At 56.4% G+C, this 22,402-nt stretch carries 19 protein-coding genes and 2 pseudogenes; 11 read left to right on the top strand and 10 right to left on the bottom strand.

Annotated features, from left to right (window positions below; all coding sequences use genetic code 11):
* Positions 1–11 precede the first annotated feature (11 nt).
* The 3 genes from ACF8FB_RS10495 (at position 12) to ACF8FB_RS10485 (ending at position 4,455) form a co-directional block, all read left to right on the top strand.
* Positions 12–1,010 (top strand): ABC transporter substrate-binding protein, encoded by a 999-nt coding sequence (locus ACF8FB_RS10495; RefSeq protein WP_392511295.1) that lies wholly within the window; start codon positions 12–14, stop codon positions 1,008–1,010.
* An 80-nt stretch (positions 1,011–1,090) separates the two neighbouring features.
* The gene (locus ACF8FB_RS10490; RefSeq protein ID WP_392511294.1) at positions 1,091–2,344 is read left to right on the top strand and encodes an OprD family porin; all 1,254 of its coding nucleotides are present in this window, start codon (positions 1,091–1,093) and stop codon (positions 2,342–2,344) included.
* Between the two features lie 26 nt (positions 2,345–2,370).
* Positions 2,371–4,455 carry a 3-hydroxyacyl-CoA dehydrogenase NAD-binding domain-containing protein gene (locus ACF8FB_RS10485; RefSeq protein WP_085588706.1) on the top strand — a complete coding sequence of 695 codons (2,085 nt, stop codon included), beginning with the start codon at positions 2,371–2,373 and terminating at the stop codon, positions 4,453–4,455.
* Positions 4,456–4,465: 10 nt separating this feature from the next.
* Here ACF8FB_RS10485 and ACF8FB_RS10480 read toward each other — a convergent pair whose 3' ends face one another.
* Positions 4,466–5,575, bottom strand: a complete 1,110-nt coding sequence (locus ACF8FB_RS10480; protein WP_392511293.1) for an AbrB family transcriptional regulator — start codon at positions 5,573–5,575, stop codon at positions 4,466–4,468.
* A gap of 100 nt (positions 5,576–5,675) precedes the next feature.
* Here ACF8FB_RS10480 and ACF8FB_RS10475 point away from each other — a divergent pair, with 100 nt between their 5' ends.
* Entirely contained in the window at positions 5,676–6,578 is a 903-nt protein-coding gene (locus tag ACF8FB_RS10475; protein WP_392511292.1) for a LysR family transcriptional regulator, read from the top strand.
* Between the two features lie 103 nt (positions 6,579–6,681).
* Positions 6,682–7,899 carry a 3-oxoadipyl-CoA thiolase gene (gene pcaF, locus ACF8FB_RS10470; protein WP_085588712.1) on the top strand — a complete coding sequence of 406 codons (1,218 nt, stop codon included), beginning with the start codon at positions 6,682–6,684 and terminating at the stop codon, positions 7,897–7,899.
* A gap of 73 nt (positions 7,900–7,972) precedes the next feature.
* Here pcaF and ACF8FB_RS10465 read toward each other — a convergent pair whose 3' ends face one another.
* Entirely contained in the window at positions 7,973–8,899 is a 927-nt protein-coding gene (locus tag ACF8FB_RS10465) for a LysR substrate-binding domain-containing protein (RefSeq protein ID WP_392511291.1), read from the bottom strand.
* Positions 8,900–9,051: 152 nt separating this feature from the next.
* On the opposite strand from ACF8FB_RS10465, the gene ACF8FB_RS10460 reads away from it, so the two are divergent.
* Positions 9,052–9,975, top strand: coding sequence for a carbon-nitrogen hydrolase family protein (locus ACF8FB_RS10460; RefSeq protein WP_015270308.1), 924 nt, complete (start codon positions 9,052–9,054; stop codon positions 9,973–9,975).
* Between the two features lie 141 nt (positions 9,976–10,116).
* Here the strand turns inward: ACF8FB_RS10460 and ACF8FB_RS10455 are convergent, their stop codons facing one another.
* The 7 genes from ACF8FB_RS10455 to ACF8FB_RS10425 are packed head-to-tail and all read right to left on the bottom strand — an operon-like array spanning position 10,117 to position 16,575.
* Positions 10,117–11,010, bottom strand: coding sequence for an alpha/beta fold hydrolase (locus ACF8FB_RS10455; protein WP_085588716.1), 894 nt, complete (start codon positions 11,008–11,010; stop codon positions 10,117–10,119).
* Positions 11,007–11,819: a substrate-binding domain-containing protein gene (locus ACF8FB_RS10450; protein ID WP_085588718.1), complete on the bottom strand. Its 813-nt coding sequence runs from the start codon at positions 11,817–11,819 to the stop codon at positions 11,007–11,009. The genes ACF8FB_RS10455 and ACF8FB_RS10450 overlap by 4 nt, the downstream gene beginning before the upstream one ends.
* A gap of 25 nt (positions 11,820–11,844) precedes the next feature.
* Positions 11,845–12,780, bottom strand: coding sequence for an SMP-30/gluconolactonase/LRE family protein (locus ACF8FB_RS10445; protein WP_085588720.1), 936 nt, complete (start codon positions 12,778–12,780; stop codon positions 11,845–11,847).
* Between the two features lie 36 nt (positions 12,781–12,816).
* Positions 12,817–13,761, bottom strand: a complete 945-nt coding sequence (locus ACF8FB_RS10440) for an amidohydrolase family protein (RefSeq protein WP_392511290.1) — start codon at positions 13,759–13,761, stop codon at positions 12,817–12,819.
* 60 nt (positions 13,762–13,821) lie between these two features.
* A complete protein-coding gene (locus tag ACF8FB_RS10435) occupies positions 13,822–14,640 on the bottom strand; it encodes an SDR family NAD(P)-dependent oxidoreductase (RefSeq protein ID WP_003258699.1) in 819 nt (272 codons plus the stop codon).
* A gap of 10 nt (positions 14,641–14,650) precedes the next feature.
* The gene (locus ACF8FB_RS10430; RefSeq protein WP_015270313.1) at positions 14,651–15,211 is read right to left on the bottom strand and encodes a carboxymuconolactone decarboxylase family protein; all 561 of its coding nucleotides are present in this window, start codon (positions 15,209–15,211) and stop codon (positions 14,651–14,653) included.
* Positions 15,212–15,222: 11 nt separating this feature from the next.
* Positions 15,223–16,575: a cation:dicarboxylate symporter family transporter gene (locus ACF8FB_RS10425; protein WP_392511289.1), complete on the bottom strand. Its 1,353-nt coding sequence runs from the start codon at positions 16,573–16,575 to the stop codon at positions 15,223–15,225.
* Between the two features lie 112 nt (positions 16,576–16,687).
* Here ACF8FB_RS10425 and ACF8FB_RS10420 point away from each other — a divergent pair, with 112 nt between their 5' ends.
* From ACF8FB_RS10420 to ACF8FB_RS10410, 3 genes and pseudogenes are all read left to right on the top strand, one after another.
* On the top strand, positions 16,688–17,668 hold the full coding sequence (locus tag ACF8FB_RS10420; protein ID WP_392511288.1) for a LysR family transcriptional regulator: 981 nt from the start codon (positions 16,688–16,690) through the stop codon (positions 17,666–17,668).
* Between the two features lie 212 nt (positions 17,669–17,880).
* Positions 17,881–18,762, top strand: a complete 882-nt coding sequence (locus ACF8FB_RS10415) for an alpha/beta fold hydrolase (RefSeq protein WP_015270316.1) — start codon at positions 17,881–17,883, stop codon at positions 18,760–18,762.
* Between the two features lie 436 nt (positions 18,763–19,198).
* Positions 19,199–19,476, top strand: a pseudogene (locus ACF8FB_RS10410) (LysE family translocator); the annotation flags it as partial.
* 42 nt (positions 19,477–19,518) lie between these two features.
* Here the strand turns inward: ACF8FB_RS10410 and ACF8FB_RS10405 are convergent.
* Positions 19,519–19,599, bottom strand: a pseudogene (locus ACF8FB_RS10405) (dehydrogenase); the annotation flags it as partial.
* Between the two features lie 1,223 nt (positions 19,600–20,822).
* Between ACF8FB_RS10405 and ACF8FB_RS10400 the strand changes: the two are divergent.
* A complete protein-coding gene (locus tag ACF8FB_RS10400; RefSeq protein WP_392511287.1) occupies positions 20,823–21,179 on the top strand; it encodes a hypothetical protein in 357 nt (118 codons plus the stop codon).
* The gene (locus ACF8FB_RS10395) at positions 21,172–22,350 is read left to right on the top strand and encodes a UvrD-helicase domain-containing protein (RefSeq protein WP_392511286.1); all 1,179 of its coding nucleotides are present in this window, start codon (positions 21,172–21,174) and stop codon (positions 22,348–22,350) included. Before ACF8FB_RS10400 ends, ACF8FB_RS10395 begins: the two co-directional genes overlap by 8 nt.
* Positions 22,351–22,402 lie beyond the last annotated feature (52 nt).

Below are 22,402 nucleotides of genomic sequence, written 5' to 3'. Positions count from 1 at the left end.
AGGTCTTTGCCATGTCTATCAAGCGTCTGTTCTCTGCGCTGGGGTTGAGCGTTGCCATGAGTGCAACCAGCTTTTACGCGCAGGCTGCCGAAACCGTTAAAGTTGCTCTGGGTACGGAGGGGTTTGTTCACATGCCCTTGTTTGTAGCCTTGGACGGCGGCATGTTCAAAAAGCATAGACTAGATGTCGAGCTAGTGAAATTCAAAGGTGGCGGCGCGGCGGCCTCAGGGCTTGCCAGTCGCTCGGTCGAGTTCTGCTCGTGTGCTATCCAGAATGCGATCAACGCGAAGGTGAAGGGCGCGGACATCACCCTGCTTGGTCGTTTGGTCGGCCAATACGCAAGCAACATAGTTATCCATCAAGACCTCGCTGATCGCCTGGGCCTCACAGCAGACTCGACGGTTGAGCAACGTTTGGCTGCGTTCAAGGGGCTGCGCTTGGCAGTCAGCGGCGCCGGCGGAAGCGCAGACTTCCTCGTGCGCTTCCTAGGTAAAGAAGCGAAGTTGAATGCAGAAAAAGACTTCACACTTCTGTACCTCAACAACGGTGCGGCGATGCTTGCAGCATTTGCCCAGAACAAGATCGACGGCTTCGCGCTTTCGTCGCCGGCGTCCGATAGCGCCGTAATCGACCACAAGGGCTACACCTTGCTCGACATGTCCGAAGGAATGGTACCTGAGCTTGATGGCTACCCGTCGATTGCACTCAGTGCTCGTCGTCAGTGGGCGACCGAGAACCAGGACACAGTCAAAGCCTTCCTGGCTGCCTTGAGCGATGCCACGAAACTCATCAACGAGCAGCCTCAGGAAGCCATGAAGTCAGTTCGCAGCCGCTTCGAGGGCGTGAACGACAAGGTTTATGCAGCCGCGTGGGAGAACAATCGCAAGTCTTTCCCGCAGACGCCTTACCTCACCGATGAGGAAGTCAATCGTGCGATCAAGTTCCTGGGTGATATTCAGAACGAGAAAATCCCTGGTAAAGCCGAAGATTACCTGACCCAGGTGCGCTGAAGCGCCTTGCAAACTCCTGCCTGATCACCGCGGTGGCGACGGACTACCGCCGCGCACGATCAACTTCTTGGTAAGCAGTAATGATGAAAAAAAATATGCCGCTCTGCGCGGCAGGGGTTGGCTTTGCCGTGTATCTGCCGCTTGCTGGTGCGCAAGGCTTCTTTGAAGACAGCAAAGCTTCTCTGGAGCTGCGCAACTTCTACATGAGCCGAGATTTTCGCGAAGGTAGTGCGCAATCCAAGCGACAGGAATGGGCCCAGGGCTTCATTCTGCGCTATGAGTCGGGCTACACGCCTGGCGTTATAGGTTTTGGCTTCGATGCAATCGGCATGCTTGGGGTCAAGCTGGACTCAGGGCCGGGTCGTTCGGGTACTGGGTTGCTGCCAGTGCAAGATGATGGTGATGTGCCGGACAACTACTCCAAAGCCGGTGGGACACTCAAGGTCAAGGTGTCCGAGAGCGAGCTCCGTGTCGGCACGTTGATACCAAAATGGCCAACCCTGGTCTCTAACAACGGACGTTTGTTGCCCCAGACATTCGACGGTGCCCAGATTCAGATCAACGAATGGAAAGCCTTGGAGTTTACCGGGGCGAAGATCCAGGGAACTGTATATCGCGATCAATCCGGTTCCACAGGGCTGGCACTGAACAACAAGAACCGTCGGTTTAGCGGCCCTCTTGATGGCGGTGATTTCAACATGATGGGGGTGACGTACCACGTTGCTGATAGTACGGATTTGTTGGCCCAGTACGCGGTTCTCGAAGACGTCTATACCCAGCGATTCTACGGTCTGACTGATCGTAGAAAGGGCACCTGGGGCTCATTTACGAGTGATGTCCGCGTGTTCGATAGCGACGACCAGGGGCAAGCCCGCGGCGGTCCTATCGACAACCGCGCACTTAGTGTCATGGGTACTTACAAACTGGGTGGCCACGCTTTTGGTCTCGGCTACCAGAAAATGTCCGGGGGCTCGGCATTCCCCTACGTGGATGGCACTGACCCCTACCTAGTCAACTTCGTGCAGGTGGGCGACTTCGCCGAGAAGGACGAGCGCTCCTGGCAGGCTCGCTACGACTTCGATCTTGCGAGCGTGGGTGTCCCAGGGTTGACCTTCATGACTCGATATCTGAAAGGCAACCAAGCTGATGTGCGCGGAGTGGATTCGGGCTCGGACGGCGAGCGCGAGCTCGATGTCGAGTTGCAGTACGTGTTGCAGAGCGGGTCCCTGAAGGGGCTGAGCATGCGTCTGCGCAGTGCCACCTACCGCGCGGACTTCGCTCGGGATGCCGATGATGTGCGGGTGATTGTCAGCTACCCGTTGTCGCTTCTGTAATGAATATCCTCACCAGGAGAGAAACGATGCACTCCCTCGTAGCGCTTCAACGCGAAGGTAATGTCGGTCTGATCATCATCAACAATCCGCCAGTAAATGCCCTCTCGCGTGAGGTCCGTGAACAGGTACTTGCGAGATTCGAGCAGGCGGCGGGTGACGCCGATATTCGGGCAGTAGTGATCGTGTGTGAGGGGCGTACCTTCATCGCCGGTGCCGATATAAAAGAGTTCGATCTGCCTTTGCAGGCTCCGCACCTGCCTGATGTATTGGCGGCAATCGAAAACTCGCCGAAGCCTGTTATCGCTGCGATGCATGGTTCGGTCCTAGGTGGCGGCCTTGAGTTTGCGCTTGCCTGCCATTACCGCATCGCAGGTCCAGGCACTCAGTTCGGGCTACCCGAAGTGGGTTTGGGCTTGATCCCCGGCGCCGGCGGAACGCAACGCCTGCCGCGCTTATGCGGGATGCTCCCGGCGCTCGATATGGTATTGGGCGGAGAGCAGGTTGGTGTAGAGCAAGCGTTGGAGATTGGTTTACTGGATCGCTTGAGTCGCTCATCCGTATTCGAGTCTGCTTTGGCGTTCGCACAGGAGACTATTGGGCAGTCGATACCGCGCTCCTGCAATCGGACCGTATCTGCATTTGATCCTGCAGTTTTCCAGCGTAGGGCTCAGGCGATTCTTCGTAAGCTTGTGGGGCAGGAGGCTCCACCTCTCGCGCTCCAAGCACTGCAGGCAGCTTGGCAGGTTCCCTTTTACGAGGGCATGGCGCTGGAGCGAGATATTTTTATTTCCCGGCGTGAAAGTGCTCAGGCACGCGCCTTACGGCATGTCTTCTTTGCCGAGCGTGATCTTGCCTCTCGCCGCCGCACATTAGCTAGACAAGCCCCAGTTCGTGCCGTTGATTCGGTCGCGGTGATCGGAGCGGGCACGATGGGGAGCGGTATCGCGTTGTGCTTGGCTAACGCGGGTATCGCGACAGTGCTGATCGATACTCAGCCTGCGGCGCTTGATCGCGGACGAGCGGCTGTCGAGCGCTACTATGTCAGCGCGCTTGAGAAAGGCCGCCTCTCCTCAGAAAAGGCGGCTGAGCATGCTGGGCATATTCGGTACGAAGGAAGTCTTGAGGCGATCGCAGGTGCAGATTTGATCATCGAGGCAGTGTTTGAAGACTTGGCCGTCAAGCAAGACGTCTTCCGAACGCTGGATCGTTTTGCCAAGCCCGGGGCGATCCTGGCAACCAATACCTCTTACCTCGATGTCGATGCGATTGCCAGTGTTACCGATCGCCCAGGAGACGTCATCGGTATGCATTTTTTCAGCCCCGCTCACGTCATGAAGCTGCTCGAGGTTGTGAAAACCGCTCACCTGCACCCCGATGTGCTGGCAACCGTGCTCCAACTGGGTGGGCGCTTGGGCAAGACCGCGGTTGCGGTAGGGAACTGCTATGGGTTTGTAGGGAATCGGTTGTTGGCCGTCCGCGAGCGCGAAGCGACATTCTTGCTTGAAGAAGGCGCGTCACCAGAGGATGTCGACCGAGTGCTACGTGGCTTCGGCTTCCCGATCGGCCCCTTTGAACTGCGTGATCTGGCTGGCGTTGATATCGCTTGGTTCAACAGGAAAGGCCGGGGGGAACACCTTGGTCAGGCTGAGCGTCAATGTAACCTGATTGAGCAGCTACACGAGGCGGGCCGTTTCGGCCAGAAGTCGGGGGCGGGGTACTACCGGTATGAAGAGGGCCAGCGCAAGGGTTCTCCTGATCCATTCGTTGCGAACATGCTTGTTGAGCACCGGCAAGCAAGAGGCCTGGAGCCGCGGGTAATCTCGGACGATGAGATCTTGCAGCGGTGTTTATTCGTAATGATCAATGAAGCCGCTTACATGTTGGAGCAAGGTATCATCGACAGCCCTAATGACATTGATCTCATCTGGATCCACGGATATGGCTTCCCACGCTACCGCGGTGGGCTTCTCTACTATGCAGATCAGATCGGGCTGACTCAGATCGGCGAAGCCCTGGAGCAGTGGGCTCTCAAGCATCCTGACCGGCAATTGAAAGTCTGCGCTTTGCTTCAATCCAGAGCAAAGGAGCGTGTTTCACTTAGCCAAAGTTAATGCTGTGGATTTACTTTGGGTCGGCCGATGACCACGACTTTGGCTGACCCTTTTTTTCTGCGGCATCTGCGGGCGCGTTTCGTAAAACCTGGCGCGCTATCACCACGCTGACCAATACTACTGAAAACAGTCTCAGCGTTTGGCTGGCTAGCACGAAGCCGGTGTCTGCGTGCGTCTCGACAGCTAGGATCGCCATGGCGTCCAGGCCGCCTGGGCTTGTGGCTAAGTACATCGAAAGAAAATCAATACCCATCAGCTCTGCAAGGAACCAGGCAGAGCCGGCACACAGTAAGATCAGGGCAGAAGCGCTCAGAACCATTGCAGGCATCTGCCGCCAGACGTATGCGACGGTTCGTCGGTCAAATCTGAGCCCGATGTAGCATCCAATCAAACCGTAGCCGAGGCTGAAGATCCAACTAGGAAGATCAATCGTTAGTGCGCCAGACAACTGTAACCCGCCTCCAAGCAGCAGTGGCACTAGCAGTGCGCCTGCCGGCAGACGCGTACCTGCTGCAACACCGACTAAAATGACCCCGAGACTCAAAGCTAGATCCAACAGGTTTGCGGTCTGGCTCATATTGGCGGCTCCAGAGGAGGGCGTGTGCGCACCTAGCACATGGCTTACCAGTGCTCCTACAACTACCACGCAAACCACCCTGACGTACTGCATGGTCGCAACCACACGTGCATCAGCTCCATAATCTTCCGACATTGCCACCATCGCCGATGCTGCACCGGGTGCTGTTCCCCAAGCTGCAGTTGCTTTAGATAGGCCACTGAATCGGATAGCTCCCAGACCTACCAGTGCGCTCATGGCCAGTGTCAGGGCTGTGACACCCAACATCTGATACCAGGATTGTGCGAGCGTCTGGATGACTGGCCAAGTCATCGAGTGAGCCACCAACACACCCACGCAACCTTGGCCGAAGCGAAACGCATGACGATGAACACGGATTGTCACGCCCAAAAGACCACAAGCAATGCCCGCGAGCATGGGCCCGAGGAACAAGCCTGCAGGGATATGCAGGAAGTGAAAAAACTGCCCCGCAGCGCCGGCTGCGAGTATCACGCATAGCCACTGCAACAGGGCGGGCTTCGAGAGTGAAGAGGGGTTTGGCACTGGAGAATCCTCGGATGCTGGGCCAGATGATTATCCGAGGGGCTGATGGCCGTGGTCCATTTGCTGTTTTTGATGAACCGATTACCGAGAGTTATGAATCATGGATCTTAGGGACCTCACTTACTTCGAGACCATTGCACGAACGGGTCATCTCGGTAAAGCTGCAGAGTTGTTGCACAAAAGTCAGCCTGCGCTCAGCAAAAGCATTCAGCGTCTCGAAGAGGCTTTAGGCGCGCAGCTTTTCAGACGAGAAGGCAGGAGAATAAGGCTCACTGAGGTTGGCGAGCTCCTTCTCCAGCGCGGGCGGCAGTTACAACTGAGCATTGCGGAGACCGAGCGCGAAGTACGAGACTTTGCGAGCGGGCAAATCGGGACTATACGCTTGGGCTGTTCCGCGAGCATGGCCGAGCACCTCCTTCCGCAGTTGGCATCCTTCTTGTTGGAGCGCGCTCCCGAGCTGCGATTGAAGCTCTCGATCGGCCAAGATGACATTCTCAGGGAGTCCCTGAGCTCCGGCCGCCTGGATGCGATTATTTGCCCTTTGAATGCTGGTGATCCCCATCTGCTCACCTTCCCGATTCTTCAAGATGAAGCTGTAGTCGTGGCCAGCGCAGATCATCCCGTCTTCTCTTCTGCTATCAGCATCGCAGCGCTATGCCAATACCGCTGGGTTCTGCCTGGCGATGCAGTTGCCTCCAGACGCTGGATCGACGAGGCATTCAGGTCACATCAGTTGCCTGCTCCTACGGTGCAGATTGAAGCAAATGCCGTTTCATTGTTGCCGAGGCTGATAGCCAAGACGCAATTACTGAGCTTTCTGGCCCGGGAAACGTTAGTGTCTGGACGTTGGCTATCCACTCTAAGAGAGGTCCCCATTCAAGAGACTACGATGACTCGGACCGTCGCGGTTTCAGTGCGAGCGGAGGCCTATCTGGCACCGGCTGTGCGACTGATGGTCGAGCTGCTGAAGGCTGACGGAAAGCGATTTTTCACAGAGATCTGATTCCAGTCAGTGGAACTAGCTCATTGTCACTGCCGAAGTGCTCTCCGACACTGTGGGCGCGCGTCGATTGGCTGCGCTAACCACTCTTGTAAGGAGAGCTCTGATGAGTCGCGATGTCTTCATCTGTGATGCAGTACGCACCCCGATTGGCCGTCTGAATGGTGTACTTTCTGCAGTGAGGGCGGATGACCTTGCTGCTATCCCACTCAAAGCGTTGATTGAGCGCAATCCAGGTATCGATTGGGCCGCCGTGGACGAAGTCTTCATGGGGTGCGCCAACCAGTCAGGTGAAGACAATCGCAACGTGGCACGCATGGCGCTTTTACTCGCTGGGCTCTCTCCTTCGGTACCTGGTGTGACGTTGAATCGGCTGTGCGCATCCGGTCTGGAAGCTATTGGTGCGGCCTTCAGGGCGATTGCTAATGGTGAAATGGAATTGGCCGTTGCCGCAGGCGTTGAGTCGATGACTCGCGCGCCCTACGTGATGGGAAAAGCTGACGGCCCGTTTGGGCGTACGCAGAAACTTGAAGACACGACGCTCGGTTGGCGCTTCATCAATCCGGCAATGGAAAGCGCGTACGGTGTCGATAGTATGCCGATGACCGGTGACAAAGTTGCCCAGCAGTACGGCATTTCTCGTGAGGATCAGGACGCCATGGCTCTGCGTAGTCAAGCACGAGCTGCTAGCGCGATCGAGCGCGGGTTTTATGCTGAAGAGATTGTTCCCGTCATCATTCCCGGCAAAAAGGGCGAAACCGTTGTGGTGTGTGATGAGCACCCCCGTCCTGAAACCACTGCAGAAGCGCTGGCCAAACTCAAACCGGTAAATGGTCCTTATTGCACGGTAACTGCTGGCAACGCTTCAGGCCTGAATGACGGCGCCAGCGCGATGATCCTCGCTAGTGCTGATGCGGTAGACAAGTTCGGTCTAAAACCTCGTGCCCGGGTCCTTGGAATGGCCAGCGCCGGTGTTTTGCCTGAAGTAATGGGAATTGGTCCAGTCCCTGCTGTGCGAAAACTTCTGCAACGGCTGAACATGACAATTGATGCTTTCGACGTCATTGAGCTCAATGAAGCCTTCGCAGCGCAAGGATTGGCAGTGATGCGCGAGCTCGGTTTGCCAGATGACAGTGAGCGAGTGAACCCCAACGGTGGAGCTATAGCGCTGGGTCATCCTTTGGGGATGAGCGGAAATCGACTGGTCTTGACAGCGGTGCACCAGCTCGAGAAGACGGGGGGGCGCTTTGGTGTGGCCACGATGTGCGTGGGGGTGGGACAAGGCTTGGCGCTGGCCTTCGAACGTATCGACGCTGTCACCTAGAGAAAGATATTGCTGTGCTGGTGGACCATAAACCGCCAGCCTGACTGGGCCAGCAGCGTCTCTGTCCTTTGAATCAACCGACGACCACGACACCAGGCAATTGGGCGATGACTTCACGAATCAAGGTAATGATCAAGCCAATGGCAGGATCACGCGCATTGTCGATTCGCCATCCCAGTTCTATTGAGTAGCGCGGAAGGTTGATTGGGCATGGGTGGCATTGGACGTTGCTGACGCTGGCCAAGGCTTTGGCGGCATGGGTCGGCAAGGTGGCCACGCAGTCGCTGTGCTGCAGAAGCGCGGGAAGCGCGGAGAAATGAGTGGTTGAAGCCTCCACTGTGCGATTCAGCGACTGCGCAGCTAGCACCTCATCAACCACGCCCACATAGCCGCCCGATGAAACCAGAATGTGGCGCTTTTCAAGGTAAGACCCGGGTGTCAGCGGGGTGGCGTCAGCACGGGCCGCAGTAAGGCAGGTGTAGTCACCCGTTGCAAGCGCCAGCCGCCCCAGCGTCTTCGAGGCCACGGCGCCCGATGTCAAGGCAAGATCAAATTGCCGGTTCATCAAAGCATCGCTTGCCAGCAAGCTGTGGGTTTGCTTGAACACTAGGCGGATACCAGGCGCCTGTTCCCGGACTTTGTCGATCAACAGCCTGCCAATTGCCAGTTCGAAGTCATCCGACATGCCCAGTGCAATGGCGCGCCCGTGAATCGCCGCATCGTCATGGAGTGCCAACATCAGCCCCTGACGACACTTGTCCAGCGCGGCGGCCACGATAGGGCGCAATTCCTCGCTTTTTGCGGTGGGTTTAAGGCCTCGTCCTGTCCGTTCGAACAAGTGGTCACCGAACACTGCCCGTAGTCTGGATAGAGCAGCGCTCACCGCTGATTGGGTAATGCCCAGGCGAATGGCGGCGCGGCCCGCGCCTCCTTCCTCATACAAGGCTTCGAAAACCTTGAAGAGGTTCAGATCCACAGAGGCGATGTCCAGCTTTTTCATGATTGGTGGAACCTTTCCAGGCACACAGGTAGCAGTCCCCCAATGCTGTCACGATATGATTGTAATTGATATCAGATCGAGTCGGTGCAGTATTGCTCAATAACGGATCGGGGCCGAACATTGCCTGCACTTACATCATGCGAGATCTCATCATGTCCCGTATCACCGTTGCAGCGCTACAGGTTGGCTCCCATCCACTCGGAAAGGCCCAGACGCTGAAATCCATCATCGAGTATGAGGCCAAGATAAAGTCGAGCGGGGCGAAACTGGTCGTATTGCCCGAGGCGATCCTAGGCGGGTACCCAAAAGGGCAGATATTCGGCACTTTCCTGGGATATCGCTTGCCGGAGGGGCGTGAGACATTCCAAGCCTATTTCGAGAATGCTATTGATGTCCCCGGCGCGGAGACAGACGAGCTCGCTGCATTGTCCGAACGCACGGGAGCTCACCTGGTCGTCGGGGTGATCGAGCGTTCTGGTAACACGCTGTTCTGTTCCGCGCTGTTCTTCTCACCAGAGGGTGGACTCATCGCCAAGCACCGCAAGTTGATGCCAACGGGTACTGAGCGTCTCATCTGGGGGCAGGGTGACGGCTCGACATTACCTGTTGTCGATTCACCAGCCGGCAAGCTCGGCACGGCGATCTGCTGGGAAAACCACATGCCGTTGTTACGCACTGCGATGTACGCCAAAGGCGTGCAGGTATGGTGCGCGCCGACAGTCGATGAGCGTGACGTCTGGCTGGCCAGCATGCGGCATATCGCTCATGAGGGGCGGATGTTTTTGGTTAGTGCATGTCAGGTGCAGAAATCGCCACTCGAACTGGGTATCGAGGTACCAGCCTGGGATCCTGACCGTCCCCTGATTCAGGGCAACAGTGTCATCGTCGGGCCGCTGGGTGATGTACTCGCCGGTCCACTGCGTGGTGAAGAGGGATTACTGACGGCAGAAATCGATCTTGATGAGTTGGTGCGTGCTCGCTACGACTTCGATGTGGTTGGCCACTATTCGCGGCCCGATGTGTTTTCACTGAGCGTCGATGAGCGCGCCAGGCCGGGTGTCGACTTTTTCAAGTGAGGAGTTTTCGGAACCTGCGGCAGGCTTTGATTAGCTTTGCGAAGCGCAAATGCGCCGTGATGTCGTCGCTCAGGCAGGGGCAGTGAAACGTGGATGTGCAGACCAAGGGCAGGCGCCTCGCGGCGCCCGTCCTGGTTTCCATCAATGCGCGTACTGAGCTTTGGCAAACGTCGCAATAGCGTCGGCCATTGCCTTCGGTTGCTCAGGCGCCATCGCATGTCCGGCGTTTTTGAGCACCACCACCTGAACGCGATCGCCCAGCATGCTTTGCAGAACGCCTGAGAACCTGCGTGGGGCTACTGTGTCGGATTCACCCTGCAGGTCCAGGATCGGGGCCTTGCCAGCGGCGAAGTAGTCATCGACCGGTGTGGTATTGCGTGCATGGGACTGAGCTTCATGCGTTTCGTCGTGCCATCCGCCAAGCCAGACACGAGGGTCGTTGCCGGGGGCGAAGAATGCTTTGCGCAGGTAGACCAGACGTTGCTCTTCGGACAGAGACATGTCACCGGCCCCATCGATTGCCTGACGCATTTCGGCGTTGATGGGCTTCTCAGACGATCCGGGTGGAACCTTGCCGGCAGAAGCCGCTGCGAGCACCACGCCGCGCACCAGGTCGGGCCTGTCGGCCGCCAGTTGTCGAGCCGGGAAGTTACCCCAGGCGTGCCCAACCACTACTACCGGCCCTTGTTTCTCGTGCTCGACAACTGCAGCGATATCGCGGGCAAAGTCATGGACTGAGAGCTTTTCCATCGGGCCTTTGCTTTGGCCTATGCCGCGGGGTTCAGGGCGCACCACCCTGAACCCATCTTGCTGCAGGTAATTTGCCACTTGGTCATAGTCACGACCCGAGCGTCCCAGCGAGGGAAGCATCACGATGATCGGACCCTTACCTTGGGAGTTGACCTCGATCTGGACGTTGTCGTACCGCACCATTTCCTGTTGCACTGCATTCGTTGCGGCAGAGCTGCTAGCCATGGCGATGGAGGCAGCCAGCGTCAGGGACGCACCAATGATGAAGTGAGAAATCTTTTTCATTGTTTTTTTCCTTGGGCAGTAAGTGATGGGGCAGGTTCAAGGCCGCTTTCCTCAAGCAATTTGTTAGCTTCGGCACTGTTGAGGTATTCAAGGAACTCACGTGCAACCTTGGTGTTAGAAGTGGTACTGGCCACGGCCGCATAAAACCGGCTGACTTTCTGTACCTCCTCGGGAAGCGGGCCTAGGTAATCCACGCCAGGGGTTACCTTCAGTTCGCTGATCTGCTGCATGCCGATGTCCGCGTCGCCGCGAGCAAGCGCAGTGCCCACCAGTTCCTTGCCTTGAATCTCGACTGTTTTGTGCTTGACCGAATCGGTGATGCCCAAGCGAGCAAACAGCTCTGTCCGGATGTAGACACCACTAGCGCCTTGGGAATATGCGATTTTGTCAGAGCTGAGTAGCGCGGCACGCAGAGCGGACACGGTGGACACATCCAGGTGAGGATGACCTTTTGGTACGCCTATGCCGATACGGGAGTCGGCGATTTCTCGGCGAGTGCTCATGTCGAAAGCACCTGTAGGTCCCAGTAGATCCAGGGTCTCGCTGGCCATGATGGCCAAGTCCATAGGCTCCTTGTGTTTGATTCGCTGGGGGATGGACTCAGGAGAGTCTCCCATCGAAGGTCCCCAACTAATGCTGAGTGTGTTGCCACTGGCTTTCTCGTACGCTGGCTGTAGTTGGGCCATGGCCCCCTTCAGCGCACCGCTCGCGATTATCTTGAGCTCGGATGCTTCAACGCCGGCAGAGAGGGTCAGAAGACCGGCGAGGCCAGTCGAGAGCAGTAGCGGAGCAGATCTTGTTTTTTTCATATAGCTACCTTAGGAAGGGCGCACTTCAGGCGCCGCGAGTGTTAACGAACAGCGAATACAATGAGGTTGTGGAGGCCATCAGCAGGCGATTGCGTCGCGGGCCGCCGAAGCAGAGGTTGGCGCATCGCTCAGGCAGATCAATGTGTCCAATAGGAGTACCGTCAGGTGCGAAGACGCGAACCCCATCCAGGCCAGGCTCGGGAGCGCCCCAGCCACACCACAGGTTTCCGTCCACGTCGACGCGTATGCCATCGGGCAGGCCATGGCCTGCATCGATGAGTTCCCTGCGCTCGCTGAGCTGGTTCTGGTCATCGACGCTGTATGCGACGATGCGGCGTGGGCGAGCTCTCGACTCGACCAAGTAGAGGATTTTCTCGTCGGGTGAGAATGCGAGTCCGTTAGGACCTTCGACATCTTCGGCAACGCAGTGAAGCTTCCCGTCTGGCGTTAGGCAGTAAACGTTAGCCGGCAGCGCTGCTTCGCCTTGACGGCCCATGTAGTCACTGACCAAGCCAAAGGGCGGATCGGTGAACCAGATACTGTCGTCCGACTTCACCACGATGTCGTTTGGAGAGTTGAGTGGCTTGCCTTCAAAGTGACTCGCCAGAACGGTGATGCTGCCGTCGTATTCCGTGCGTGTGACTTGTCGACCACCGTGTTCACACACCAGCAGGCGGCCTTGGCGATCACGCGTCATCCCATTGGCCTGATTGGCCGGTTGGCGAAACACGCCGAGGACACCGGTGGCTTCATCCCACCGCATGATGCGGTCGTTGGGCAGATCGGTGAGCAGCACATACCGGCCATCTGCGAACCAAGCCGGCCCCTCAGCCCACCGCATTCCCCCACCCAAGCGTTCCACTTTTGCGTGGGTGAGGCGGTAATGTGCAAAGCGTGGGTCAAGCTCCCGTACGGCCGGATCAGGCACACGGGTGCTTGGACGCCAATCTCTATCGTCCATTATTCGTTTCCGTCAGTGTGTTGAAACCAAAAGAGCTCAGCGGTACAAGCGGGCCGGGTTGTCGACCAGAACGGCTTGTTTCAGTGCAGGGCTGTCACATACCTGTTGAATGAAGTTGAGCAGTTGGCGGTCATCCGGAGGGGAGCCCTTGATGTTTGGATGCGGCCAATCGGAGCCCCAAATCGCGCGTTCCGGGGCATACTCCAGAAACTCGCGAACGTAATCCAGAGCCTGCGGCCACGGGCCAGGTTGACCCTGCATGGCGCGATCGATACCGGAGAGCTTGATCCATCGGGCCGAATGCTCAAGATGCTTCCTCAGAGCAGCAAGCTCTTCTCTATCGAGGGGTTGGGTGAAATCTGGGCGCGCCATGTGATCAATGACCAGAGGCGTCTTCAGGTCCTTCCACTGGTCCAGGAACGGCAACAAAGTGTGTAGTTCTCCGTGAACCAACACATGCCATCCAAATGGAGCAACACGTTCGGCCAGTTGTCGCAGCTTTTGAGGATCCCGTGCGCCCGGCAGGTGCCCCATTAGATTGAAACGGATGCCACGCAGCCCGCCGTCGTGCAGAACCTGCAGCTGTTCATCGGTGGTTGTTTCGTCGATCAGACCAACGCCGCGGTAGTGTCCACCGCTCTCAGCGATTGCGGCCAGGATGGCGGAGTGATCCGTTCCATAGGGTGCAGCTTGAACAAGCACACCGTGCTCAATGCCAAGGCGCTGATGCAACGCCAGAAGATCTGAAAATGGCGCGGGGGCGGGAGTGTATGCGGCGTTCGCAGGGAGTGGGAAACGATCCCAGGGGCCGTAAATATGGGTGTGGCAATCCCACATCCCAGGCGCATTGGTTGGGCTGGACATGGAGGCTCCAAATGTCTGGCTGGTTGCTTCGCCGAGTAGGGTGATAGCTGCTGCAGCGATGGCTGTGTGCTTGATGAACAGGCGTCGTGAGGCCTGAACTTGATTTAGATCGTCCATAGTGACCTGCTCTTATTATTTGTCGGTGGACGGGGGGCCATGGCCGGCCCCCTATAGAAATCAGCCGCAGCGAACGGTCATGCCGCCGTCGACGACGATCTCGGTACCAGTCACGAAGCGCGACTCATCACTGGCCAGGTACAGCGCGGCGTAAGCGGTGTCACGACCGTCGCCCATGAAGCCCAGTGGAATTCGAGCCAGGCGGGAGTCGAGCAGCTTGTTTACGTCGCCGCCGGTGCGCTGCCCTGCGAGACGGACTTCGACCATAGGCGTATGCAGCTGACCGGGTACCACGGTATTTACGCGAATACCTTTGGGGGCGTACTCAACGGCAGTAACACGGCCTAGTTGGATGACGCCGGCCTTGCTCGCGGCGTAGGCGACTTGCGCCGAGCCGGTGAACCGAATGCCAGACGTCGAAGCAGTGTTGATGATTGAGCCGCTGCCTTTTGCCTCCATTACCGGGATCACGTGTTTACAGGTCAGGTACACACTTTTCAGGTTCAGAGCGATCTGGGCGTCGAACTTGTCCTCTGGCAGGGCAACTGCGCCACCCGCGGCGGAGCCGCCGACGTTGTTCACCAGGATGTCTACAGTCCCGTACGCTTGCTTGCAGGCTTCTACCATGGCAGCTACCGCTGAGCTGTCGGTGACGTCGCAGGCATACGGCGTCACTTCACCACCCGCTTCACGAATACGGCCCAGCGTTTCCTCCATGGCGCCGAGGTCGCGATCGACAGCGAACACCTTGGCGCCGGCAAGGGCGAACAGTACTGCCACGGCGCGGCCATTACCCCAGCCGGCACCCACACAACCTGCACCGGTGACGATGGCGACCTTGCCTTTCAAGCGATCGCTGGTTGGAATATCTTCAGTCATGGGGTAATCCTCAATTCAACGTGGTAGGCAGTTCGGGAGCGACACCAGCCGGTGGCGGCACTTCGAAGACCTTGATAGTCATGGAAATCAGCGTGTAGTAGCCGGCAATGCCAACGAGATCGACTGCGGCGTCGTTACCCAGCAGCTCAATGAACTCTTTGTAGAGGCCGTCGCTAATGCCGCGGGTATCGTGCAGTTCACGAACGAAGCGATAAACCAACGCCTCATCGGCTTTCTGAAAGCTCGGCTCTTTCCCATCGCGTATGGCGTCGATGATCTCGGGAGCCAGGCCGGCCTCCAGAGCAAACGGTTTATGTGCAGCCCACTCATACTCTGCGAGCCAATGACGCCCCATCAGCAGAATGGCCAATTCAGAGAGGCGCGGTTCCAGGCAGCTGTCGTAGCGGCAGTAGCGACCAAGAGCCTGGGCGCACTCAGCCAGTTCTGGTCGATGTAGCCAGATGGCGAGCGGGCCGCGGACACCTTTGCGTGGGCCGTTGGCGATGCGGTCGTAAACGACACGCTGGGCGTCATTCAGTTGTTGCGGATCAATGGGAGGCAAGCGATTCATGGCCGTTCCTGTTACGAGTGCTGGGTTTGCGATTGAGACTGGGGTTGGGCTTGCGCAACAGCTTCGGGGGCAGTTACTTGAGCTGCGCTGACATCCGAGGGGCGCAGCAGGCTGCGGCCAGGGGCACGGCCCGTTTCACGTTCGAACGCTTCCGGATCAAAAGCACCCTCCCAGCGGGCGATTGCGAAAACGGCGATGGTGTTGCCAACGATGTTGGTCAGGGCTGTTGCTGTCGCCATGATCCGATCAATGCCGAACAGAAGGCCCAAGCCGCTCAGCGGAAGGGTCTGTACAGACTGCAGGGTGGCTGCCAGCTTGATGAAAGCACCACCTGCAACCGTTGTACCGCCTTTGGAGGTAATGCTGAGGATTGCCAGCAAGCCGGCCTGTTGCCAGAGCGAGAACGGAGTGTCGGTGGCTTGCGCAATGAATCCGATAGCGATTGCCATATAGATCGCCGTGCCGTCCAGATTGAAGCTGTAACCGGCCGGCAGCACAAAACCAACAACCACTTCATCACAACCAGTACGTTTCAGTTTCTCGATAAGCCGCGGGAACGCGACTTCACCAGAGGCGGTACCGAACACAAGCAGAATTTCATCGCGGATCAACCGCAGCACGGTCATGAACGGCAGGCCAACCGACCAGCTGATGGTGCCGAGCACTCCGAACACGAACAGGAGCGAGGCGGCGTAGTAGACGGCGATGAGCTTGAGAAGGTAAAGAAGGGTGTCGCCACCGTAGCTACCGATCGCAGCGGCCATCGCGCCAAATGCGCCGAGGGGGGCCAGCTTCATGATGAAGCTGAGCATCTTGAAGAGGATGGTTTGAGCTTCGTCAATTGCGCGCACTGCTACGGACTCTGGCCCGCACGTACGGTTGATAGCAATACCGGCCAGTACTGAGATCAGCAGGACTTGGATGATGTCGCCTTTGGCGAAAGCATCCACAAGGGTGTGCGGGATCAAGCTCAGCAGGTAGGTGATGACCGAGACCTCGCCTGCTGCGGCTGTAGCCTTGATGGCAGCCGAAGACTCGTTCATCCCTGTGGCATGCAGCCCAACACCTGGCTCGACAACGTTCACCAACACAAAGCCTACGAGCATCGCGACCGTGCTGACGACTTCAAAATAGAGCAGTGATTTCATGCCAAGCCGGCCTAGCTTGCGCATGTCCTGGACGTGGGTGAGGCCATGCACCAAGGTCACGAAGACGATTGGAGCGAGCATCATTTTCAGGAGCGCAATAAAGGCTTGTCCGAGAGGTTTCATGCCAGTGGCCCAGGTGGGCGCGGCGAAACCGAGGATGACGGCAGCGACAAGTGCTATCAGCACCTGAACGTGGAGCTTCTTCAACTGGTTCATAGCAATTCCTCGCCCACGGGATGGGCGTCATTGTTCTTGTGATTCGCATGCTGGGGTGGCCAATCCCACCGGCATAGCTATTAGAACTGAGCATAGAGATCTGGCGTAATCGGTGCAAAAACCTTATTTTGATAAAAAGCTATGCCAGTTAAGCATGGAGTTTCAGATGGATATCCGTGAGCTTCGTTCCTTCGTCAAGGTCGCCCAATGTGGTGGATTCAGTCGGGCTGCGAGGGATTTATTCATCGCTCAACCAGCGCTCAGTCGACAGATTGCAAAGTTGGAAGAGCAGCTGCAGGTCGAGCTTTTCACTCGACATGGGAGAGGTGTTGAGCTGACTGCAGCAGGCTCTCGTTTGTTGGAGCGTGCAGAGATCATGCTGCGCTACATGGAAGAAACTGCAGACCATGTGCGCAACACTGCGGATGAGGAGCGGGGGCATTTGGCGATAGGCCTGCCCCCAGCAATTGGGTCAATTGTCGGCCCTCAGCTGATTCGTAGTTTCAAGGAACGGTGGCCAAAGGCATCGCTGCATGCGCTTGAGGGGCTCAGCACATCGCTTCAAGAATGGTTGCTGGAGGGCCGGATCGATGTGGCGGTTGTCTATAACCAACCCTTGATCGAGGCATTCGATGTGCGGCCATTGTTCAGCGAACGGATGGTGCTGGTTGGCCCACCTGGCGAGGCATCGCGTAACGTCCGTCTGATTGCGCTTGGCGACTTCCCTTTGATCTTGCCGGGGTTGCCTCATAGCAACCGTCGCCTGGTGGAACAGATTGCCGCACAAAACGCGGTTCGTCTGAATGTCGTGCTCGAGGTCGATAGCGTTAGTTTGACGAAGCGGTTGGTCGCTGAGGGGCTTGGCTACTCCATTCTCGCCCATGCCGCTGTTCAGGAGGACATGAACAGCCACACGCTGGTCGGCCATGCAATTGAACGGCCCGGTATCCGCTCAACCGTGTCATTGACTCGGCTACGCGACCGACGTAGCTCTCGTCTGGCCTTAAGCTATGAAAAAATCTTGCTGGAGACCCTGGAAGAGCTCGTTACGGTCGGTGCTTGGAAAGAGGCAACGCACTGGTTGGCGCAGTGACAGCGATGCTCAAACCCACGTATGTCCTGTGCTAGACATCGCCCTCGCATGCTGTTCTTTCACCGAGGGAGCGGATTGAAGAGAGCCATGCTCAATTGTCATGAACAGCTATCAATACACGGTATTTGTCAGTTTTTTTTAAATGCATAGTCTGCTGTCAGCGGGGCAGGTATCAGCCTTCGCATACCAGATAAAAATAAGAGGCATAGACCATGCGTTCTACCTACTTTGCGACTTCACTAACTCTGCTCAGTTTTTGCTTGGCTAGCCAATTTGCTCACGCCAAGAATGATGTCTCCATCCTGACTGCGAGCAAGGGGGATGTCCACATTGAGGCATTGGTTCAGGGATCTGGAAAAACCATCGTCATCCTGCCGTCTAAGGGCCGGGGTGCTCACGATTACGATCAGGTAGCCAGCTACCTGGCTGATGATGGTTACCGCGTGATTCGACCAGAGCCTCGGGGTGTCAATGGAAGCCGGGCCCCCATGGACACGCCAACGTTGCATGATTTTGCTGCCGATGTTGCGTTAGTGATGGACAAGGCCCACACCGGGGCTGCAATTGTCGTTGGTCATGCCTGGGGAAGCCAGCCCGCACGCGTGCTTGCGGTTGATCGTCCGGATCTTGTGAAAGGTGTGGTATTGGCTGCTGCATCCATTGGGAAGTTGCCTCCGGGATCGTCGGAGAAGCCCTATGGAAGGATGGTTGAAGCGATCAAGGGAGCGGGCAACTATGCGTTACCTGAAGCTCAGCGAATCAAATACCTTGAGCTAGCATTCTTCGCCCCTGGCAATGATGCGCGAGCGTGGTTAACCGGGTGGTATGACAAAACACATGTGGCTCAAGATCACGCCCGAGATAGCACACCGGTTGAGAGCTACTGGTCTGCTGGTAACACAGTGCCCATTCTGGACCTTCAAGCTGAAAAGGATGCAGTTGTAATTCCCAATATACTCAAGTCGATGCTGGGTGATCGAGTGGAACACCAAGTAATTGCCGGAGCAGGCCATGCCCTTGCACCTGAACGGCCGAAGGAGATGGCTGATGCGATTTCCAGGTTTGCTGATCGGGTTTACGCAAGTAAGGACTGACTCCTCCACCATCTCTCGGCTCGAGGTCGACATAAGATCTAAGCAAATTTGTCGTGTTCAGGAATCTGGCCATCGCTGATGGCCAGTTGGGAGTTTCTGAAAAGCGCCTACATCAGCGGAACATGCAACAGGCCATTGCCGGTTGGCTTTGCCTCGCTGGATAGATGGCTTTAGCCATGATCAGAACAAGGTCACGAAAAGGCCAAGCTCCTGTTCTCCTACAAGGGGAGCTTAGAGAGGCCATCAGTTGTTTCGAAATCACCAGTCGCGAGCATTACCGCATTATCTGACCGTTGGTCAGTGCCGACAATCCTCCGCGCCAGGTCTGCTGGGGCAGCCCGGTTTACGAAGGTGGTGAGTTTAAGCGGCGGTCTGACTTTCGGGAGCACTCTGGAAGGCGAAAATCACTGCGTAGACAGCCTTTGGCATCCCAGAGAAGGCGTCCTCAAACTGGTTCGTGAAGGGGATGATGGGGAACCTACTGAATCCGAAAGTGTGGATTTTCTACGTTTCGTTCCCGCCCCAGTTCATTCCGCAAGGTCAACCACTGGCTGCTTGGACATTCGGCCTTTGGGGGATTCAGGTACTGCTTCGGCTGCTGTGTCGTTGGTGTTGATCGGTGCGACCCAGTCGTTGGCCACGGTGCTGCGTAAAGAAAAGGCTATCCGCTGGATGGACAGTACGACGGGTGTGATCTTTTTGGCTTTCGGAGCCCTCAATCTGTTTGGCAACGTCCTGCGCGGCTTGCAGATTGACGTCGCTGACTACGACCGTCGCCCCCTCACTTGCCAGGCGCGCTGCTATTGCGGAACCGATACCGCCAGCACCTCCAGTCACGACGCCACTTTGTTCTCGAATCTGTTCATCTCGACTCCGGGTCAGTTGTGGATAGTACGTCTGACCCTAGGCAAGGGCGCTCTGATAGCTGCGCACGGTATCAGCGGAACCGCCGGCGATGAACGCGTCAGCGGCCGAGCGGCTGTTTTGCGCCGAGCATCCAGCGCAACAGTTAGCTGGCGCCCACCGTACGGAGGCAATGTATTATCTACTACGTTTACCGTATTATTATTTTAATATTTAGAGAATTAGGTCGGATAAGATTTGAATATCGCAGCTAATCGGGAACTAGAGAGATTACTTCATTCGACTTGTCAGGCTTTGTCCCGGTCTCCATCCGCTCGATTTTTTTGCCGTAGCATCAGCCCGTCCCGCTGGGCGGCGCTGTCCGACGACGCTGAAGAAGCCTACAGGACCGACGCCATGGTCAAGAAACTGATTCCGGAAACACCCACCCGAACCGCCGGAAATCGATAGTTCAGGATCATTGCTAACCCCCTTTCTGGGGTTAAACAGCTCTTCGCCCTTCCAGCAGTCCATGAAGGCCGCTGTCTAGGGACGGAAAAGTGTCTCTCCACCGATTACGAGCTCAGCTGTAAACCACTTTTTTTCACTGTAAACCACTGTGGTTTACAGTGAAAAAAGTGGTTTACATGGGGTCGAAAAATACAGCCTATCAGGCGCTGTAAACCAGGAAGGGGAAGGCCTCCATTCATGTCGATATGCTGAATCCTACACTGCTGGGCGGTCCCAAATTGAGGCCTCGCGCTTCCACTCTCTGATCACCCGAGCTGGGATAATGCTCTACTCAAGCTTGTGCAACTGAGCCCGCTTGAGCCTAGCCACGCAGCCTTTGGACGATGCAACTGACGCCAAGCATCAAGCAAAAAGGCACCCAAAGGTGCCTTTTCGGTAGGTTTGAGGAGTAGTCGCAGCGATCCTTTAGCTCCCAGCCTTGCGACCTTGGGTTCAGAATCCGACCGGCTATGCCCGTCGTCACTACTTCAGAGAAACCAGCTTTCTCAGCTGCCAAAATTCCGGGGGGGCTCTTGCTGGTACCCAGTCCCGACAAATGCGCAATTGCAGCCCTCAATTACAAGGCTATAGACGTTGACACGTGTGTCAATCACATCTGATGGGTAGATCTGATTTCACGCACGGGACATGCGGCCATTCTTCAAATAAGTTCAAAAAACCTGAAAAAAATTCAAACTATCGTGAAAATGAACGGCAACGTTGTGAAGGCCCGAGACGATTATGCGGCCTTTGCAAACATCAAGCTCATCTCCTCAGCCAAAGACGAGGAATTCTCGCTTGAGCCCGCAATGATTTACGCCAATGCGACTGACCTGAAAACGCTGAACGCTTTCGCGAAGGAAGCGCTATCCACGCAAACCTTCAATCTCTACAAGGAGGAAGCCGGATTGGATAAACGTCGCGAATTTCTGATCAATTGGTTCAAAAGCGTCAAGGGCAATGGCAAGGGGGCGCGCAAGGTCGATTCGGCAATCAAGCTTTTCGATGGGAGCCTGGATTTCAAGTATCCGGCATTTCTGGATGAGGTGTTCGACTTTGGCTAATGAATTTTGGATCGCTGGAGCCGGGTCAGGCAAAACCCACAAAATCATTGAAGATGCTATCGAAGTCATCAAGGCGGGTGGACGCGTGTTGGTCGTTACCTACACGATGAGCAACCAGGCCGAGTTGCGTTCTCGCTTCGTCGAGGTGTACGGCAGAAGCTGTGACGATTTTGTCGTCAAAGGTCTGTTCTCTTTCTACTTGGAAGACAAGGTGAGACCGTACCAACACTTTGTGTTCCCTCAGCGTATCACTACGACAATGTTCACGGAGCAGAACCCTCACCTGATCCCGGGTACGAAGACCTGGTTTCCCAATAGAGGGGAGAAGACCGAGGACGGCTTGAACCCGCTCCATTATCTGACCTCTTGTAAGACAAAAGCCTATACCGGCTTGCTCGCGAAATTGGCGACGAGGGTCTCGGCTGCGTCTAAGAATGCTCCTGCTAAGCGGCTGAGGGAAATTTATCAGCGGGTCTTTTTCGATGAGGTTCAGGATCTGGTGGGCTGGGATTACGACGTCATCAAGGCGCTGAGTAAGGTCATGCCTGACTCGATTTGCTGTGTCGGTGATTTTCGTCAAACCATTTACACGACTACGTTCGGCCATAAGGCGCCGGAAACGCCGCTGCAGAAGATCCAATACTTCCAGCGCTTGAAGTTTGAACAGCGCTCGCTGGCGAAGAACCGTCGATGCATCCAGGACATCTGTGATCTATCCGACACGATTCACCCCGGTCTTTATGACAAGACTCTATCAGAAGTAGAGAACGTTCCTGATGAAGTGGCCCACCACTACGGCGCCTTCGTCATCAAACGCTCACAGGTGAGCGAGTATCTCGCTGCGTTCAATCCTCAGGTCTTGCGATGGTCGTCGTCTATGGGCAAAAGCTATTTGCCGCCTAGCATGCCCTGTCACACCTTCGGCTCCAGCAAAGGTCTTGGGTTTGATCGCGTTCTGATTATTTCTCCGGACAAACATCTCAAGTATTTAGGCGGTGACCTTAAGGTTTTCGATAAGGACAAAACGGAGGAGTCCAGGAACAAGCTGTACGTGGCTATCACCCGCGCGAGGTACAGTCTTGCATTCGTGGTCGACGATGAGCATCTGGAAAGTATTCAGTTGCCGCTTTGGAATGGTATGGGGCAAGCCGTTGCTGAGCTGGTGTTTTAGTCATGGACGACGACGGGCCTCCCTTTGATGGCGGCTTGACTTTGGCTTCATT

The organism is Pseudomonas sp. yb_2 (assembly GCF_043103905.1).
GTDB classification, from domain to species: Bacteria; Pseudomonadota; Gammaproteobacteria; order Pseudomonadales; family Pseudomonadaceae; genus Aquipseudomonas; species Aquipseudomonas alloputida.
This window is presented reverse-complemented; position numbering and strand designations above follow the sequence as displayed.